Genomic DNA, 16,357 nt, shown 5'->3' on the forward strand with positions numbered 1-16,357 from the left:
TTAGCCAGCCGGTCCCACTATTCGGTGCCCAGGGCCTTACGTGCCGCGGACTGGAATGCGGCTTCTTTCGGACGCTTGGCGGTGGCCGCGTCCGTGAACCGGTCGTGATACTCCGGGGTTCGGCCGTCACCGTGGCTGATTGCGGCGTTGATCCACGCTCCGGTGAGCATCTCCCAGTACCGCATGGCGTGACGCAGATCGTCCGCTCGCTCGGCGACGGGGTGTGGGCCGGACATGGTGACGGCTGCCGAGGCAGCACTGAAGACGGTCCACGCGTCATGGACTTCGCGGAAGGCGGCCTGCCAGTCGGAGGTGCCGGCGTCGGTGTCGTGGAGCTGGTCCGATGCCCGCCACAGGGCTTTGGAAAGATCCTTCGTCGCGGTGACGAATGCCGTGTATGTCTCGCGGCGTACGTCTGCCAGCCAACGAGCGCGCTCCGCATCATGCTGAGCCTTGATGTTCTTCGTCTGGGTTAGCAGCGCCAGAAACCCGCCTCCAAATCCGCCCGCCGCCCCGATGCCCGCTCCGATGATCACGCCGGGATCCACGTTCCCCCTCCGGTTGTCGAGAACCGCCGGACCCAGCGGTTGGCGGCGGTGCAATGCAAGACGCTGCGCAACTCGCCCTCGTTCAGTGACTCCTGGTGGGAGTAGGACGTCAAGAGCGCTCTACACCGCGCGCCGACAGCAGCGTCTGACGGAAGAGATCCGGAAGGCTGCGCAGGCCGTGTCCACGCATCCCTATTGAGTTGGTCTGCCAGTTCGCGCTCCTTGGTGGAGGCGCGGATGCACCTCAAGCACGTCCACGAGCCGGACGCCGCCGAGGTCGGGTGGCGGGCGCGCCCAGTGCCTGCGCTCAGGCGCCCTTGCGGGTTTTGAGGCCTTGCGCAGCAGGACGTACGGTTTCGCCGCGACCTGCCTGTCACCTTGCAAGAAGTAACCGTCGCCGATGCGGCGGATGGGGTCGATCGTTTCGTAGGGAACGAACGCGGCGATCTCGATCGCTTTCACGGTCGGGGGCGGATCAGGTCGAGTTCGGCGTCGCTGACCGCGACGAAGGTGTCTTTCGACAGCTCGTAGCCCTTGCCGATCTCCGCGTTCGCGACCTCTTTGTCGTCGACCTCGCAGACCTTGCGGGTGCGGATCCGACCCATGTCCTCGAGGTGGTATTGGTGAAACCTCGACCGGATCGACGAGGCCGAGGGAAGGCTGGCTCGGCGAGATCGAAGGGCTCCGCGACCGGGTCGCCGGGCCGAATCCAAGATCGGCCAACTTGACGCGGCAGCGCCCGGCGGCCCGGTTCCGCGGGGGATGCCGACACCCCGACCCACCCCGCAGGGGTGATCAAACTCCAGGGGACGACGATCAGCCATCGTCTGCTGGAGACGACGGCCCCGACGGCATTGCTGCGGGCTATCACACCCGCCTCATCGACAGCCCCTCTCCGAGGCGGTGCGCAAGGTGGAGCAGGTCGGACAGGTACAACACTCGTCCGTCGAATCCTGGGAGGGGGACATGGAGCGGCTTGGTCCAGTGGGCGGGGATCGCGTCGAGCCCGTAATACGCCCCCGCGAGGCCTCCGGTCACCGCGGCGACGGTGTCCGTGTCACCGCCCAGGTCGATCGCCGCGCGTATCGCGTTTTCGAAGCTATCGGTGGTGCGCAGGGCCCAGACGGCGGAGCCTAGACAGGGCCAGACGGCACCGTTGAACTCGGTCGCCTGATCGGGGTGCCAGTCGGGCGCGAGGACGGTGTCATAGCGGCCGCGATGGTCGGGGTGGACAAGAGTCAGGACGTCCGGGAGCGCGGCGAGGGGATCAGTGTCCTCGAATGTGACACGGATGAGCTCGTGGAAGATCGCGGTGCCTTCCCACGCCGCACGGTCCCCGTGGGTGAGGGCAGAGATACGGCGGGCAGCGTCCATGGTGGCTTCTTGGCCAGCGGCCGCGAAGTGGACTGCGGAGGTCGACGCCCGCATCAAGGAGCCGTTTCCTGCTGCTCGTTGGTTGACCTGGAAGTGGACCGCGGCAGCGAGATCCCAGGGCATGCCGTTGGTCAGGACGTCTTCGGTCTGCAAGCCGATGTCCTTCGGCTCTGAGGCGGCCCACAGCTGGAAGCGGGCGAAGATGTCCTGCCGATCCAGTCCGCCTCGCTCCAACAGCGACTCTGCGACTAGGACGGCCATCTGCGTGTCGTCAGTGGCCTCGCCGGGGTCCCAGCCACCGCCTCCACACATCTCGCCACCGGCACCAGGCGCGGGAAACCGCGCGGAGAATGCACCCGGGTGACCGAACTCGAAGGGACCGCCCAGCGCGTCACCCACCGCTGAGCCGACGACCGCGCCAGCGGCCCGCTGAATCCGCTTCATTCGCGCAGGTTATCTGCGTTGCACCGACGGCCGCATGGCCCCATTCCTTACTCCGGCTCCCCGAACCAGTTCGTCGCCCGCGCAAGCGGTGTGAAGGAGCTCTGAGCCCTGAAGGGACGTTCCCGGGTCGGCCTCATCTCATAGTTCAGAGAAGTGACCAGGCCAAAGCTGATGGCTCCGGACCAGACAGGGAGCATGGGTACCTCGGCGACGGCCCCGACCAGCTGCTCCAGCGTAGTGCGGCGGGTGCGCCGCGGCGGCGGCCGAGACCGTCGTGCACCGGCCGAGGGCGGGATGCTGCTGGCGTCGTCAGCGGTCGATGGCTGGGATCCGGTCGAGGCCGGTGTCGCGCATGATGCGTTCCACTGTGTCGTCGAGGGTGCTAGCCGGGTCGATGACCGTCTCGACTCCGCCGGGGAGGAGGTCGTGTTCTCGGTACCAGTCGCGCAGGTGCTGTTCGGTGACGTGGGCCAGGTAGACGGTGTCTTTGGTCGCGTGGCGGGTGAACGTCTCCTCGAGGGGCACGTCGAGGTAGTAGCTGCGGGTGGTGCCGCGGTGGTCGCGGACGAGGTTCTCGAGCATCTCGGCGTACCGGTCGGCGTGAAGGATGCCCTCGACGATCGCGTGGAAGCCGGCATCCAGGGCGTAACGGGCGGTGAGGTCGATGAGGCCGACGTTGGCGCCGCCGGGCCGGTCGCGTTCGCGCAGCACGATCCGGCGGAGGTTGTCCTGTCCGACGATCGCGAGGTTGCGGCCGAACGTCTCGCGCACTGCGGCCGCCACGGATGATTTGCCGGAGGCGCTGGGGCCGCGCAGGAGGACGAGTCGGGTCTGTTCGCTTCCCACCATCACGACCGGCACCGTACCGGTCGAGCCCGACGGCGGGCTGAGGCCGGCGACTGGTCACCCGGTCGAGGTAATCCATGTTTACCCACGACCGAACAGCTCTTCGATAACAGGAAGGGCTCGGCTACTCAGAGACGGCGCACTGCGGGACGGGGGTGCGATAGGGGCGGATTTACTCATCCGCATGTCGCGTCCGGCTACTCTCTGCGCTACGGCGCCTCGCACCCCGAGGACCTGGTCCGCCGGGCTACCGGGCGGGGCGCGCCCACCCGGCACCGACTCGACGAGGACGGTGACCCGCAACGGCACCTCCTCGACATGCGCGCGGCCGCTCCCGGCTTCCCGCGGCCAGCTCGGCGGTGGAGGCGACGGCCAGGTCGACGCCGAGGACCGGCCGCACCCCGTGCACCGCAGCCGCCCGCACGAAGCGGACGCCTGACTCGGCTCATTCACGAAAGCGCTGGGACGGTCAAGCGCGTGTTTCCTCGGCGAGCCGGCCGGCGCACCGACGACGACGTGATCCCCGTAGCGGGCGCGGGCCTGGTTAGACGAACGTCTCGAGAAATGCGGCCGGCTCGCTTGGCGCCCTCATGGAAGGACGAGTGGTCGGCCACGGCGAGTCGATCGCGTCCAAGCGGATCGGGTCTCTCCCGCCGGGGGTTCGGTTACGCAGACCGGGGCCAATTCCAGGGCTGGCATCCCCACGTCGCCGTAGCTGGACTGGTTTCGCGCCAGCTTTAGACACAGAACCGCAGGCCAAAGGTGAACGCACAGTCAGAACACTGACGGGAGAACAGACACGCATCCACCCACTCCCTGATCGTCAACAGAAGCCGGACGAAGCGCCAAGCTTCACGCTCGCACGGAACCGTCACCTCCGTTGCGCTCCGAAGGTCTACACCAAGTCGCCGCACACGTAATGGAGTTGTAAAGCCACTCCTGGCGAGATCCAGTTCCGCTTACACCCCGACGCCGCCGCCTTGCAGTTCTCACGCAAACCGCTCCGCCAGTCGCACCCGAGGTAGCCGATCAGCCTCGCGCGACTGGGAGGTGGGGCTGAAAATCGCCGCAACTGTGCGCGAACGTCTGTTCGGTCGTGTGCGTTGCGTGATGGAGTGCGTGAGCCCAGTGACCGTGGGGGTCACTGGGCTTTCACATGTCTCCAAGGAGAAGCATGTCTTCACGCACCACAGGAGTACGGCTCAGACGCAGTCAGATCACCGCTAGACGGTCCGCGATCGCGGTCGTTGTCGCAGGTGCACTGGCTGCGGGGGCGATACCAGCGGCGATGGCCGCACCGGACGACCGGGACAAGCCGGTGTCGGCTTGGGGCAAGAACGGCGACAAGGCGAAGATGCCGGCAGTGAAGGTCGGTAAGAACCAGGCACCGAAGGCAGTGGGCGAGAAGAAGCCATCTGCCGAGGTTGCTGCCTGGCGCGCTGCACAGAAGGATCGGGCCTCTACGGCGACGGACAAGCGCAAGCGGGCCGCGAAGGCTGTTGCCGCGGTCGTGCCCAAGGGCCAGGGCGATGTGCCGTATCACCAGATCTCGGATGTCCGGGTGACGGACTCTCTGGTGGCCCGCATCAACTACTCAACCGGCAATCTGATGCTCGCTGGCACCGACCTCCAGGTCGCCGGTGTCGGCCAGTCTCTGCAGCTGACGCGTACCTACAACTCGCTGGAGGCGCCGTGGGGGAAGGTGTCGCAGCGCTGGTGGCAGAACTACGAGCGCTACCTGCAGATCGAGGACGACCAGGTCGTCCTGTACGACGCGACGGCGGGTGCGGTCACGTTCACGAAGAAGGCCGACGGTACGTACACCACGGCCAAGGGCTACCGGCTCGACTTGAAGAAGACCGACAGCGGCGAGTTCACGGTCACCGAACGCGGCTCCGGCACCAAGGACACCTACAGCGCCTCGGGCACCCTGCTCAAGATCACTGACCGCAACAAGGGCGAGGTCAGCGTCGAGCAGCATGACGACGGCGCCGACCACACCGGGTTCAAGCTCACCGACAAGCGTTCGGGCCGATTCATCGACCTGACGCAGACGGATGCGTCGCAGTGGCAGGCCAAGGACAACGCCGGCCGCACCGTGGTCTACGACCTCAACGACGCCGGTAACCTGACGAAGGTCACCGACACCGAAGGCAAGGCCACCGAGTTCGGCTACGACGCCGACCGCCGCCTGACGAAGATCACCACCCCCGAGGGGCGGGTCACGGTCTTCACCTACGACAGCGACAACCGCGTCACGTCGATGAAGCGCGCCACCAACTTCGACGGCTCCGGCGAGACCGGCCCCACCTACACGTACGCCTACACGACCGGTGAGGGTGACGCAGGCACCACCAAGGTGTCAGACCCCGCCGGGAACACCACCACCTACGCCCACGAGGCCAACGGCGAGATCACCAAGGTCACCGACGCCCTCGGCAAGAACCGTGAGCGCACCTACGACGCCAACCTCAACCTGGAGACAGCCGTCGACGCCATGGGCGTCGGCGGAACGCCGGGCAATGTCACCGCCTACGGCTGGGACGACCGCTCCAACGCCACCTCGTTGAAGCTCCCCACCGGCGCGACTTCGTCGTTGACCGGGTACAAGACCATCGCCGGCGCCGACGTACCCGGCAAGATCACCTCTGCCGATGGGGTCGTGGTCGACTACACCTACGACTCCAAGGGCAACACCACCAAGGAAACCGTCGCCGGCGCCCAGGGCGGTACCCGCACCTTCGCCTACAACCCCGCGGACTCCACCTGTGGTGGTTTCGAGGGCCAGCGCTGTGAGGTGAAGGACGCCAACGGGCATGCCACCAAGTTCTCCTACGACTCCAAGGGCAACCTGATCAAGGCCACCCCGCCCGGCCCGGTGGGTGAAACGACCTACACCTACGACGCGTTGGGGCGTGCGGAGACCGCCACCGACGGCCGGGGTATCAAGTCGGTGTTCGTGTACGACAGCCGGGACCGCATCACCAAGGTCTCCACCACGAACACCACCGTCACCTACGCCTACGACGGTGACGGCAACCTCAAGCAGCGCTCCGACTCCACCGGCGTGACGAAGTACGACTTCGACCCCCTCTCCCGGGAAACCGTCCGCACCCTGCAAGACGGCTCCCAGACCGTCCTCGCCTACACCGCCGAGGGCAACGTCGAGTCCTACACCGACCCCTCCGGCAAGGTGAAGTACACCTACGACAAGGCCAACCGACTCGTCGCCCTCACAGACGCGCAGGGCAAGAAGACCGGCTACGAGTACAACGCCAACGACGCCCGCACCAAAACCAGCTTCCCCGGCGGCACCGTCGAGACCGTCACGCGTGACAAGGCCAACCGGGCCGAGCGGATCAAGGCAACCTCCAACAAGGGCACGCTGATCGACCTGGCCTACGACTACTCGTACACCAGCGGCGGCGCCAAGAAGGACGGCACCCAGATCCGCTCGGAGACCGACGCCGTCGAAGGACTCAAGCGCGCCTACGAATACGACTCCGCGGGCCAGTTGACATTCACGAAGGAGACCGAGGGCTCGACCACGAAGAACAGCTGGCTCTACTGCTACGACAAGGCCGGCAACCTCACCTCCCAGGGCATCAAGGCAGGCTGCCCCGGCGGCACCACCTACGACTACAACGACGCCTCCCAGATCACCGGCAAAAACGGCGACTCCGACGGCTGGTCCTACGACCAGACCGGCAACGAAACCGCCGGCGCACCCACTCCGGAAACCGCCCGCACGGACGCCACCTGGAACGACCACTCACAGCTCACCGGCATCACCCAGGGCGACACCGACTACAAAGCCCGCTACGGCAGCACCGACAACTCCGAACGCATCCAGTTCGGTGACACCACGTTCCACCACGGCCCGGTCGGCCTGTCCTCACAGACCTCCAGAGGCGTGGACATGGACTTCACCCGCGAACCCAACGGCCAGCTCAACTCGTTCCGCACGGAAACCCCGACGCGTTCCGAGAGCACGTACTACTACCTCACCGACGCCCTCGGCAGCGTCAAGGCCGTCGTCGACGACCAGGGCGAAAAGGTCAACACCTACTACTACAGCCCCCGCGGCGTCACCGTCCCCACCGAAAAAGTCCCCCAACCGAACCGCTTCGCCGGCGGCTACCAAGACCCCACCGGCCTCTACCACCTCTCCGCCCGCTACATGGACCCCCGCACCGGACGCTTCACTCAACCCGACCCCTCCGGCCTCGAAGCCAACCCCTACCTCTACGCCTCCGGCGACCCCACCAACATCATCGACCCGAGCGGACTGTGGGGTTTCAGTCTTGATATTGGAGGAACCACAGTCGGGTGGAACACTGACACACTGAAGCGCCGTGTCTCTGGTGTATATGGGAAGATGACCTCCGGGCTGTCTGATCATGACAAAAAGTGCATGGACGCCGGGGTGTCGACAATTGGCTGGGGCCTAGCGCTCTTCGGCACTGCCGAAGCAGGGCCTGTCGCATGGGGCATCGCCGGGGTCGGAACGTACACGGCAGCACGAGGAATCCAGGAATGCTTCTAGTCTCTCGCGGCCTCTTCGTCGTCGCCGGAATACTGATGGGCACCGCAGCAGCCTCCGTCGGCGGTGACTGGATCGGCATCGTCCTACTGGGCGGGGTAGGTGTCGTATTTGCAGGGACGGCGTTCCTCCCCGCTCGATTCCTCATGGGATCGGTAACTACCGGCCAGGGGAGGAAGATGCGACGACATCGGCTCTTCCTCGCGGCTCTGTTGCTGACGGTCATGGCGATCGTGCAGTTGCTCTCCGGGGATGTGACCATGGCAATGGCAGCCTTGGCGGCCGTGATTGGAGTTCTCGCCACGGCGTTGAACAACGTTGCCCGTCACGAAGCGGAACGTGACTGACCCTCGAAATCAGAGTTGGGGCGGAGCCGGCGGCTCCGCCCCAACGACGCCTCTGGGATGTATGTGAGGGACGACTACTTCGTCGAGGGCACCAGTGACGTCAAGCTTTTCGAGGCGCCCTTCGGACTGGTCGTCAGCGCAGCGCTTCCCGTGGACGACTCCCCGGAAGTTCATGGAAGGGGACCCCGAATTACACCGATTCGAGACCATATCGATGCCACCTGGCGGACTTCGTCGTTCAGTGACAGCGGAAACCAATGCGCCTAGATCGTCACAAACCTGCCAGGCATCGACTCGATCCGGGACAGCAAACACGCCGAAAAACCCGCTGTGACTTTCGGAGCGCACATGTGCGATTGACATTGAGACCTACATGCTTGCCGGAAGCTCCGCGGCGCCTTCGTCGGTGCCGCCTCGATGACGGAAGGATGTTGGACATTTTAGCATGACTGGCTACCGCGTACTCGGCGCCGCCTGGCCGGATCGGCTTCGAGAATGACACATTTCCTTGCTTACCTGAGGCGCACCGCCGTCGCCTGGATCAGCGCCACATTCACGACACTGTGCACAATAGTTACCGTGACAGCCTTCCGCTGGGAATACCCGGACCCGCTACGATGGATACTGGCCCTGACTACGGCCGCAACATCCCTCCTCACCGTAGCCGCATTCATTAAAACTCGATCCAAAAGCATCAACTGGTACAGTCGTTCGCAAATGGTAAGCGAGCGCGCGACTCAATTCATGCTGGCATTCCTGGTCGCCCCCGTGGGAATTACAGAGGTTCACCAGGGACGCCACCCAGACTTGACCAGCCTCTCCGTCGGAATGCCCCTCCTGGGGATCATGATATTCCTCGGCTCCGGTGGACATTCCTGGAAGGACGAAGCGCGAGTCCTCTCCCTCTTCCATGGAATCGAGCGCACCGCCATTGCCCTGCCTGTCCAAATACCACACTCCACCCTCACATCCACAGCACTTCGTGGAAGTTTCCTCGTTCTCACCGATTCCCAGGTGACGGCCTTCACCTACAATAGGATTGCAGATATCGTGACAGGCGCGACCCCGAAAATGGATCGCGCCACTTGCTCCGCACGATGGAACCGCCACAAGAGACTCCTCACGCTCGAATCGCAAGACGCAACTTGGGAGTTCACTATCTCCATTCGCGAATTGGAACGCGCCAGCCACTTCGTGGGCAGAATAAATGAGTCATGACCCGGGAGGTGAAAGTGCAGGGAGAGAAGAGGAAACTCTTCAAGTGGACCGGCATCTTCGAGACTCAGAGAGATCGTTTTGATGGGATCTTCGAAGTCAAAAGGGTGGGTTGCGCGCTTCACTGATGCCTATTGGCGTTTCGAGAAGCGTGTCGGCAATCGCCCACCCAGCCGGAGTCAGAGATTCTCCGCGAGGCATCCCGTATTGATCGGAGTGCTCGTAGGCGCACCCCTGTCCGCGATCTTGCTCTCTACGTCCCTGGACGCAGAGAACGGAGCCACCTACAGCATCGCCGTAGCTCTCCTAGGGGGAACCTCCCTGGGCGCGGTCTTTGGTGGCACCTGCTTTTGGGAAAGAAAGCGCCAACAGAAGCTGTTCGGAGACCCCTAACGGTCCTACGACGGTGGGCCGGGAACGTGCAACTCGCGTCCCCGGCCCACCGCACGCCGTTGCCACTTGGCATGCTGGAGTCAGAGAGGGTGGGCGATGGAGCGCGGAGAGCTGATCGCCGGTAGGTACGAGATGGTCAAGCGGCTTGGCCGGGGCGGCATGGGCGAGGTGTGGGCCGCGAGGGACGGCACCCTCCAACGAGACGTCGCACTCAAGCTGCTCGACCTGGATGGGGCTGCCCACCCGGAGCTGCCCCAGCGGTTTGACCGCGAGGCGGTGGCTGCCGCGCAGATCAACCACCCGAACGTGGTTGCCGTGTACGACCGGGGCGTCCACGAGGACATGCTCTTCCTGGTCATGGAGAAGGTCGAGGGCGTGACGCTCGCCGAACACATCCATGCCGAGACTCCCCTGCCCTTGGCCCGGGCCCTGGAAGTCACCGGCGGGATCTGCGCGGCGTTGGTCGCCGCGCACCGGGCCCACGTCGTCCACTACGACATCAAGCCACACAACGTGATGCTCACCTCGGACGGGCAGGTAAAGGTCGTCGACTTCGGGATCGCGGGGTTCATCCAGACCGTGTTCTCCGTGGCGCGCTCCACCCAACTGACTCCGGCTGGCACTCCGGAGTACGGTGCGCCGGAGCAGTTCCTCACCGAGCGCGGTGACGAGCGCTCCGACCTGTACGCACTCGGCGGGGTGCTGTTCGCCCTGCTCAGCGGCCGGCCTCCGTTTACCGGTCACAGCTGGCACTCGGTCATCGAGCGTAAACGCCACGAAGAAGCGCCCCGCCTTGATTCGCTCCGCCCCGACCTGCCGCCGGCGGTGACGGCGCTCATCGACGAGCTTCTGCACCGTGATGCCCACCGGCGTCCCCAGTCGGCGCAGCAGGTCCAGGAACGCCTCAAGCAGCTGCAGGCGGCCCTTGACTCAGGAGATTCGGGCACGTTGGGCCTTCAGTCCCCGGTAGTAGTGCAGCCGCCGCCCACACGCACTCTGGACGGCACCCGGCAACTGGCCGGTCCATTTACCATCTCGTGGACGGGAAGGGAGCCCCTGTCCACTTACACCGATTCTCGGACGATGCGCGCCTGGTCAGGTGGGCTGACGGCCTTGTTGACCGTGGCGGTGGTGGGGGTCTGGATCCCGCTGATGCTTGACCGCATCAAGCCCGGGGCCGGGCAGGGCGACGGGTGGATCGCCCTGTTCTCGATATCGCTCACCTTCGGAGTGCTCGCGCTCATAGCCCTTCCCTTGCTGCGCCTAGGGACGTACCTGCACCGCAAACCCGGCTGGTCTCTGCAAATCGGGCCGCAGGGCATCGCGACCACCAGCGACTTCTGCGAGCGGGAATACCAGTGGAGCCAGGTGCAGAGAATCGTCACCAAAGAGATCGACAGCAGCAGCCCCAGTTATCGGTACACCGGTCTCCACGTCAAGTTCACGAAGGGTCCCCCACCTTCGGATGCCGAACTCCGCCCGCTTTCAGACAAATCCTGTCCGGCGGGTTGGCCGCCACGGCACCCCGGAAAGATCACGTTCCGCGAGAACCGGCTGGTCCCTGTCTGCGTCCTGGGACCGATGACGGACCAACAGCGGGCTGAGCTGAGAGAAGCCGTCGCCCACTACGGCCCGCGAGGGTGAGAGATCTGGATCTCTGTCCCCCTGCTTCGCAGGAGATTCGCTCACTATCGCGAGTTCGCATCCTGTGCAATTGGCGGCGGTCGGAACATCGTTACAGCGGTTGACGCTGAGAACGATCATGTTCAGGACGTGAGCGCCGTGACCCGTTCTCGTACTCGCGGCGGGCCTTGCGCTGGGCCGGGACGGCGGGGGCGCCCTGGCCGCCGTCGAGCGGCTGGCAGAGCGGGCGAGGAGCTGGCGATGTACGGCGGGGATGACGCTGACGCGCAGGGTGTAGCCCTGACGCGCCGTACGGTCGCCCCTGGTCGAGCGCGGCCCGCTCGGCGGGCTCGAGCTCGCTGGTGCGGAGGTAGTCGGCGAACTTGCCCGGCACGTCGAGCGTGACCGGCAGCTCCGGGGCGGGCGCGTCCTCCTCGGTGGCGGTGTGCTCGGGCAGGAGGTCTGCGACGGCGGTCCGGATCGCACCGCGGCTGACCTGGTGCTCGCGGGCGAGGTCGGCGATGGAGCAGCCTTCCAGGTACGCGGTGCGTACGTCGGCGGCCGTCGTGGCCGCGACGGCGGGGCGGCGCCCACCCTTCGCGCCCTTGGCGTCGGCGGCGCGCAGACCGTCGTAGGTCAGCTCGCGCTGGAGTTCGCAGGCGGCGGCGAGGGTCTGCACCATCAACTTCACGGTGGACAGCACCTCGCCGGTGCGCGGGGGGGGCGGTGAGGTCCATGGCGGAGAACGCGCCGTCGTGGATACGCAGGGCGAGACGGTCACGGTGGAGGAGGTCGAGCACGTCGAGGATGTGCTGGTTGCCGCGCACGAGGCGGAACATCTCGGAGATGTGCACGGTGTCGCCCGCATGACAGTCTCGGCCGAGCCCTTACGAGCCGGTTTTTCTGGCGTTTCGACGGTGAGATTATGGCGTTGCGGCGAGATCCACGCAGACCTGGTCCTCGTCTGCTGCCTCGATGTGTACCTGATCCTTCTCCGCCCGGGCGTCGTGCGGAAACTCGAAGACGAAGCAACGGTCGACGGACATGGACGCGGGATACGACGTGACTCGCCTGGCCTGGGTCCTGCGGGATCTTCCTGTCGAACTGGTCGGGCGGGTCCGTGGTGACCGGGTGATGCGGCTGCCCAAGCCCTCGCCGAAGGAGTACGCCCTGGCCTATCCCCAGGGCGGCAGGCCGCCGAAGCAAGGCAAGGAGTTCCGCTTCGCCAAACCCGAGACCTGGCCCGAGGCGGCGGTCACAACGGTCACGGACACCGCCAACTACGGCAAGGCCGAAGCCCAGGCGTGGGACCGGGTCCACCCGAGGGTGGCGTGGGGGCGTGGGAGGCTGGAAGAGTGCGCCGGGCCGTGAACTTTTCCGTGCCTTCGGTGATCGCACAGGGTGGATCGCGGGCCATGGAGCGACTGCCGTATGCACGAGACCGTGCGGATGCGGACGCTGTACGCGCGGGTGTTGCACTGCGGGGCGGCAGCGCGGGCCGCAGGGGCAGGCCGACAAGAACGGATGAGCAGGGATGAACGACAGATCGATACGCGGCATCGCCGGCCGAGACCGTGCGGGCCGGCGGCTGCGCGGCGGGGCCGCGCTGACTGCAGCGCTGGTCTGCCTGCTGGCCGGCTGCGGTTCGGAGCAGGCGGGCGGCGACGGCGGCAAGGACGGCAAGGGTGACGAGCGTCCACACGCGGCCTCGGACGAAGGCGGCTTCACCTCACCGTCCGCGCGCCCCGGCGAGCCGCCGAGCGGCAAGGGAAGCAAGGACCCGGACGACCTCAACGGCGACGGGCATCGCGACTTCCTGACCGTCGCCACCCCGGCCAAGGCGGGCGCCCGCGGCGTGCCAACCGTGGTGTGGGGGTCGGCGAAGGGACTCGACAAGGACCACTACTCGACGTACGCATGGGACGAGCTGGGCCTGTCGAAGGTCCGGCTGCCCACGCCGGCCGGCAACGTCGGCGGCAGCGGGATGCTCACCGCCGACCTGGATTCGGACGGCTTCCCCGAGCTGATCGATCACGGCAAGGTGGTCTGGGGCGGCCCGCAGGGCCCGCGCAAGGACGGCGCGGCGACGCCGCTGCGGACGCCGGACGGCAAGGAGGCGTCGGATCTGGACTTCACCCGCGGCGACTTCGACGCCGACGGCCACCATGATCTGGCGGCCGTACGCTCCCCCGATGTCGGTGGCGAGGACGCCGAACTCATGCTGATGTACGGGCCGTTCACGCGGGAGGGCAAGCCCGCGCGTACGGACTCCCGGAGCACCGACCAGGACGGCATGCCCGTCGCGGCCCCCATCGACCCGACAGGGAAGCGCCCCGGCACCGATCTGCTCACCTGCTACATGACCGAGGGGGAACAGGCGGCACCCACCCGCTACGGCGCGGCGAAGGGCGGGCTCGCGCGCAACGGAGAGAAGCTACGCGAGGGGAACGGCACCGCGTTCGGCGACTTCGACGGCGACGGCAAGCAGGACCTGATCGTCGGCGACACCGGCACGTCCAACGACGAGCTCAGCGAGAGCGAGAACCACGGCAAGGACGCGGGCACGGCCACGCTCTATCCGGGGAACGGCGGCAAGAGCCGCACGTTCCGGCTGCCGAAGGCGGACCTGGGCGAGGAGTACAACATCGGCTTCTCCACGCTGCACAGGGGCGAGGGCAAGCGGGACGGCCTGTTGGTGCCTGCGAAGTCCGGTGGCTTCGCGCTGGAGGTGCCCAGCGGTGAGCGGGTGCGGCTGCACCGCACGATGGCCGGCACGGTCGACGGCAAGAAGCTGTGGAAGTACGACCACGACAGCGGACTGGCGGGGGCGGTGGACGTCGACGGCGACGGCCGCGACGAGGCGCTGCTGGAGTGGACGAACCGGCGGGTGCACGAGACGGGCGATGTGGTGCCCTCGCACTGGTGGTTCGCGGACCCGTGGAAGGACAAGGACAAGCTGAAGCTCAGCACCGTGCCGTACGCGAGCCACTGAGAGCCTGTCGGGTGGCTGGTGATCACCTGTGGGTGATCATGGTGGCCCCAGTGGAAGGCATGGGAAACGGCCCCGGAATGATCACGTGGTGTGTGCCAATGCGACAACTACGGGGCCGTTGAGTATCCATGCTATCCATCCAGCCTGACCGACTCGATGTGGGTTCTCATCGAGCCGCTGGTTCACCAAGTGGCGCCGCGAGGCACCTGGGACCGCATCCATGACGCCCTGCGCCAGCAGGTGCGCGAGGAGGCTGGACGCCACAGCGAGCCGTCGGCCGCAGTGACCGACGCCCAGTCGATCAAGTGCAGTGAAGGCGGATAAGCGCGAGGCTACGACGCCGGGAAGCGCACCACCGGCCGCAAGAGACACCTCATCGTCGACACGATGGGCCTCCTGCTGGTCGTCGCGGTCACCTCTGCTTCCGTCCAAGACCGTGCCGGCGGGCGCATCGTTTTGGCCCGCCTGGCCGCTGGCTTCCGCACGGCCTCACTCGTCTGGGCCGACGGCGGCTACGCCAACTCCGTTGATTCCAGACTCCTTTCATGGTCACGGGACATGCTGAACATCGTCCTGGAGATCGTGAAACGCACGGACGATGTGACGAGCTTCAAGGTGCTGCCACGACGCTGGGTCGTGGAAAGGACGTTCGACTGACTGGTCCGCAACCGCCGACTGGCCCGGGACTACGAACGGCACACCGCCACCTCGGAAGCCATGATCAAGGTGGCGATGATCCGTCCGATGCTCGTCCGCCTCGCAGGAAAGGCGCGGTCGGCCATGTCGGCGCCGGTACTGCGGGCTTCGTCGGCCAGGAAGCGGTAGCCGAACTCCGGGTCCTCACGGTGGGCATCGTGCAACGCGTTGGCGCGATGGGCCTGGTCGAGGACGGCTTCGGTGACCGGCTTGTCGAGCCAGCAGTAGCAGGGCTGACGGGCGAGCTTGAGGACCCGGCACATGACCGTGACGGGAATCCCGTCCGCGGACAGCTCTCTCACGAGCGGGTGGATCCTTTCCCGGCAGATGCGCCTGCGACCGATAGTCCGCCGCCCGGCGCAGGACCTCGTTCTCCTGCTCCAGCAGCTTGATCCGCCGGCGGGCTTCCCGCAGTCCCACATTCTCCTGGCTGGTGACTCCGGGTTTCACCCCGTCGTCGATGACAGCAACACCCTTCCCACCTGCCCCGCAGGACAAGCCAGTTCAGATGTCACCCGATCATGCGGCAGACCCAACCGAACACCCGCCACACAGCTCAGAAGACACCACAACCCGCCACTGCCCACACCCTCAAATCCCCACCACAACAGCGAAACACCAGACCCACTACCGAAAATCTAAAAGCCCCGTCACGCCGCCGCCGAGTAGCGCACCAGGGCTCGGTCAGTGGGTACCGGCAGACGGATGACTACCGGCTGACTCGCTACGGTCATACATGATCGCCATTCGGGCCACTACCGGAGTGTCTGACAATAGTGGCCAGGGGCAGGCTCCATAACCTGCATCCAATGATGAAGAACCGGATCACCAGGACCACAGCGGTGAGTCTGCTCGCTGGCCTCTCGGTCACAGCCTTCGCCGCCTCAGAAGCCTACGCAGCAGCCGCTTCAGGCACTGTCGTAGCCCGGATCGGGCAGTCCGTCAGAGCCAACCCGACAACCGCATCCCAAGCGGTCGGCTACTACCCCCGAGGCACACGAGTCAGCATCTCTTGCAAGGTCACCGGACAAAGCGTCGCCGGGAACAGAGTCTGGTACAAGCTCTCGGCCCGCAAAGGCTGGCTTGCCGCCCGCTACACCGTGAACAACTCTCCCATCGCGTGGTGCGAAGACAACCGGGTCGGCCCTCCTGGTCCACGTGGACCCAAGGGTGATCGAGGAGAACAAGGTGAACCAGGCAAGACAGGGCCGCAAGGAATCCCGGGCCCGAAGGGAGAAAAGGGCGAGCGCGGGGAAAAGGGTGAGAAAGGAACTGCGGGCACGTCGACTAGGCAGTTTCGTTTGGATCAGCTGGTCGTTGGTCCGGGTGTGCCGTT

General features: G+C 65.9%; 10 protein-coding genes and 3 pseudogenes. 7 read left to right on the forward strand and 6 right to left on the reverse strand.

What is annotated here, in order from left to right:
- Window positions 1-17 precede the first annotated feature (17 nt).
- The 4 genes and pseudogenes from DSC45_RS35300 to DSC45_RS35310 all read right to left on the reverse strand — a co-directional run bounded on the left by DSC45_RS35300 (window position 18) and on the right by DSC45_RS35310 (window position 3,215).
- Complete coding sequence (locus DSC45_RS35300; protein WP_162929453.1) at window positions 18-536, reverse strand: hypothetical protein; 519 nt, start codon at window positions 534-536, stop codon at window positions 18-20.
- 342 nt (window positions 537-878) lie between these two features.
- Window positions 879-1,261, reverse strand: a pseudogene (locus tag DSC45_RS36735) (Ku protein); the annotation flags it as partial.
- A gap of 154 nt (window positions 1,262-1,415) precedes the next feature.
- On the reverse strand, window positions 1,416-2,366 hold the full coding sequence (locus DSC45_RS35305) for an ADP-ribosylglycohydrolase family protein (RefSeq protein ID WP_119296141.1): 951 nt from the start codon (window positions 2,364-2,366) through the stop codon (window positions 1,416-1,418).
- A 309-nt stretch (window positions 2,367-2,675) separates the two neighbouring features.
- Window positions 2,676-3,215, reverse strand: a complete 540-nt coding sequence (locus DSC45_RS35310) for an AAA family ATPase (RefSeq protein WP_119296146.1) — start codon at window positions 3,213-3,215, stop codon at window positions 2,676-2,678.
- A gap of 1,351 nt (window positions 3,216-4,566) precedes the next feature.
- On the opposite strand from DSC45_RS35310, the gene DSC45_RS35315 reads away from it, so the two are divergent.
- The 4 genes from DSC45_RS35315 (at window position 4,567) to DSC45_RS35325 (ending at window position 11,354) form a co-directional block, all read left to right on the forward strand.
- Window positions 4,567-7,758 carry an RHS repeat-associated core domain-containing protein gene (locus DSC45_RS35315; protein WP_240435032.1) on the forward strand — a complete coding sequence of 1,064 codons (3,192 nt, stop codon included), beginning with the start codon at window positions 4,567-4,569 and terminating at the stop codon, window positions 7,756-7,758.
- Entirely contained in the window at window positions 7,749-8,102 is a 354-nt protein-coding gene (locus tag DSC45_RS35320; protein WP_119296143.1) for a hypothetical protein, read from the forward strand. Before DSC45_RS35315 ends, DSC45_RS35320 begins: the two co-directional genes overlap by 10 nt.
- Window positions 8,103-8,681: 579 nt before the next feature.
- Window positions 8,682-9,320, forward strand: coding sequence for a hypothetical protein (locus DSC45_RS36015; RefSeq protein WP_162929455.1), 639 nt, complete (start codon window positions 8,682-8,684; stop codon window positions 9,318-9,320).
- A 486-nt stretch (window positions 9,321-9,806) separates the two neighbouring features.
- Complete coding sequence (locus tag DSC45_RS35325) at window positions 9,807-11,354, forward strand: serine/threonine-protein kinase (RefSeq protein WP_119296144.1); 1,548 nt, start codon at window positions 9,807-9,809, stop codon at window positions 11,352-11,354.
- A 91-nt stretch (window positions 11,355-11,445) separates the two neighbouring features.
- Here the strand turns inward: DSC45_RS35325 and DSC45_RS36020 are convergent, their stop codons facing one another.
- Together DSC45_RS36020 and DSC45_RS36875 are read right to left on the reverse strand one after the other, a co-directional pair.
- On the reverse strand, window positions 11,446-12,024 hold the full coding sequence (locus tag DSC45_RS36020) for a hypothetical protein (protein ID WP_240435031.1): 579 nt from the start codon (window positions 12,022-12,024) through the stop codon (window positions 11,446-11,448).
- 232 nt (window positions 12,025-12,256) lie between these two features.
- Entirely contained in the window at window positions 12,257-12,379 is a 123-nt protein-coding gene (locus DSC45_RS36875; protein ID WP_276145492.1) for a hypothetical protein, read from the reverse strand.
- On the opposite strand from DSC45_RS36875, the pseudogene DSC45_RS35335 reads away from it, so the two are divergent.
- The 3 genes and pseudogenes from DSC45_RS35335 to DSC45_RS35345 all read left to right on the forward strand — a co-directional run.
- Window positions 12,378-12,662, forward strand: a pseudogene (locus DSC45_RS35335) (transposase); the annotation flags it as partial. The gene DSC45_RS36875 and the pseudogene DSC45_RS35335 overlap by 2 nt on opposite strands.
- A 205-nt stretch (window positions 12,663-12,867) precedes the next feature.
- Window positions 12,868-14,325: an FG-GAP repeat protein gene (locus tag DSC45_RS35340; protein WP_119296145.1), complete on the forward strand. Its 1,458-nt coding sequence runs from the start codon at window positions 12,868-12,870 to the stop codon at window positions 14,323-14,325.
- A 156-nt stretch (window positions 14,326-14,481) separates the two neighbouring features.
- A pseudogene (locus DSC45_RS35345) lies at window positions 14,482-15,150 on the forward strand (IS5 family transposase).
- Window positions 15,151-16,357: the final 1,207 nt, after the last annotated feature.

Source organism: Streptomyces sp. YIM 130001 (genome assembly GCF_003574445.1).
Classification (GTDB): Bacteria; Actinomycetota; Actinomycetes; order Streptomycetales; family Streptomycetaceae; genus Streptomyces.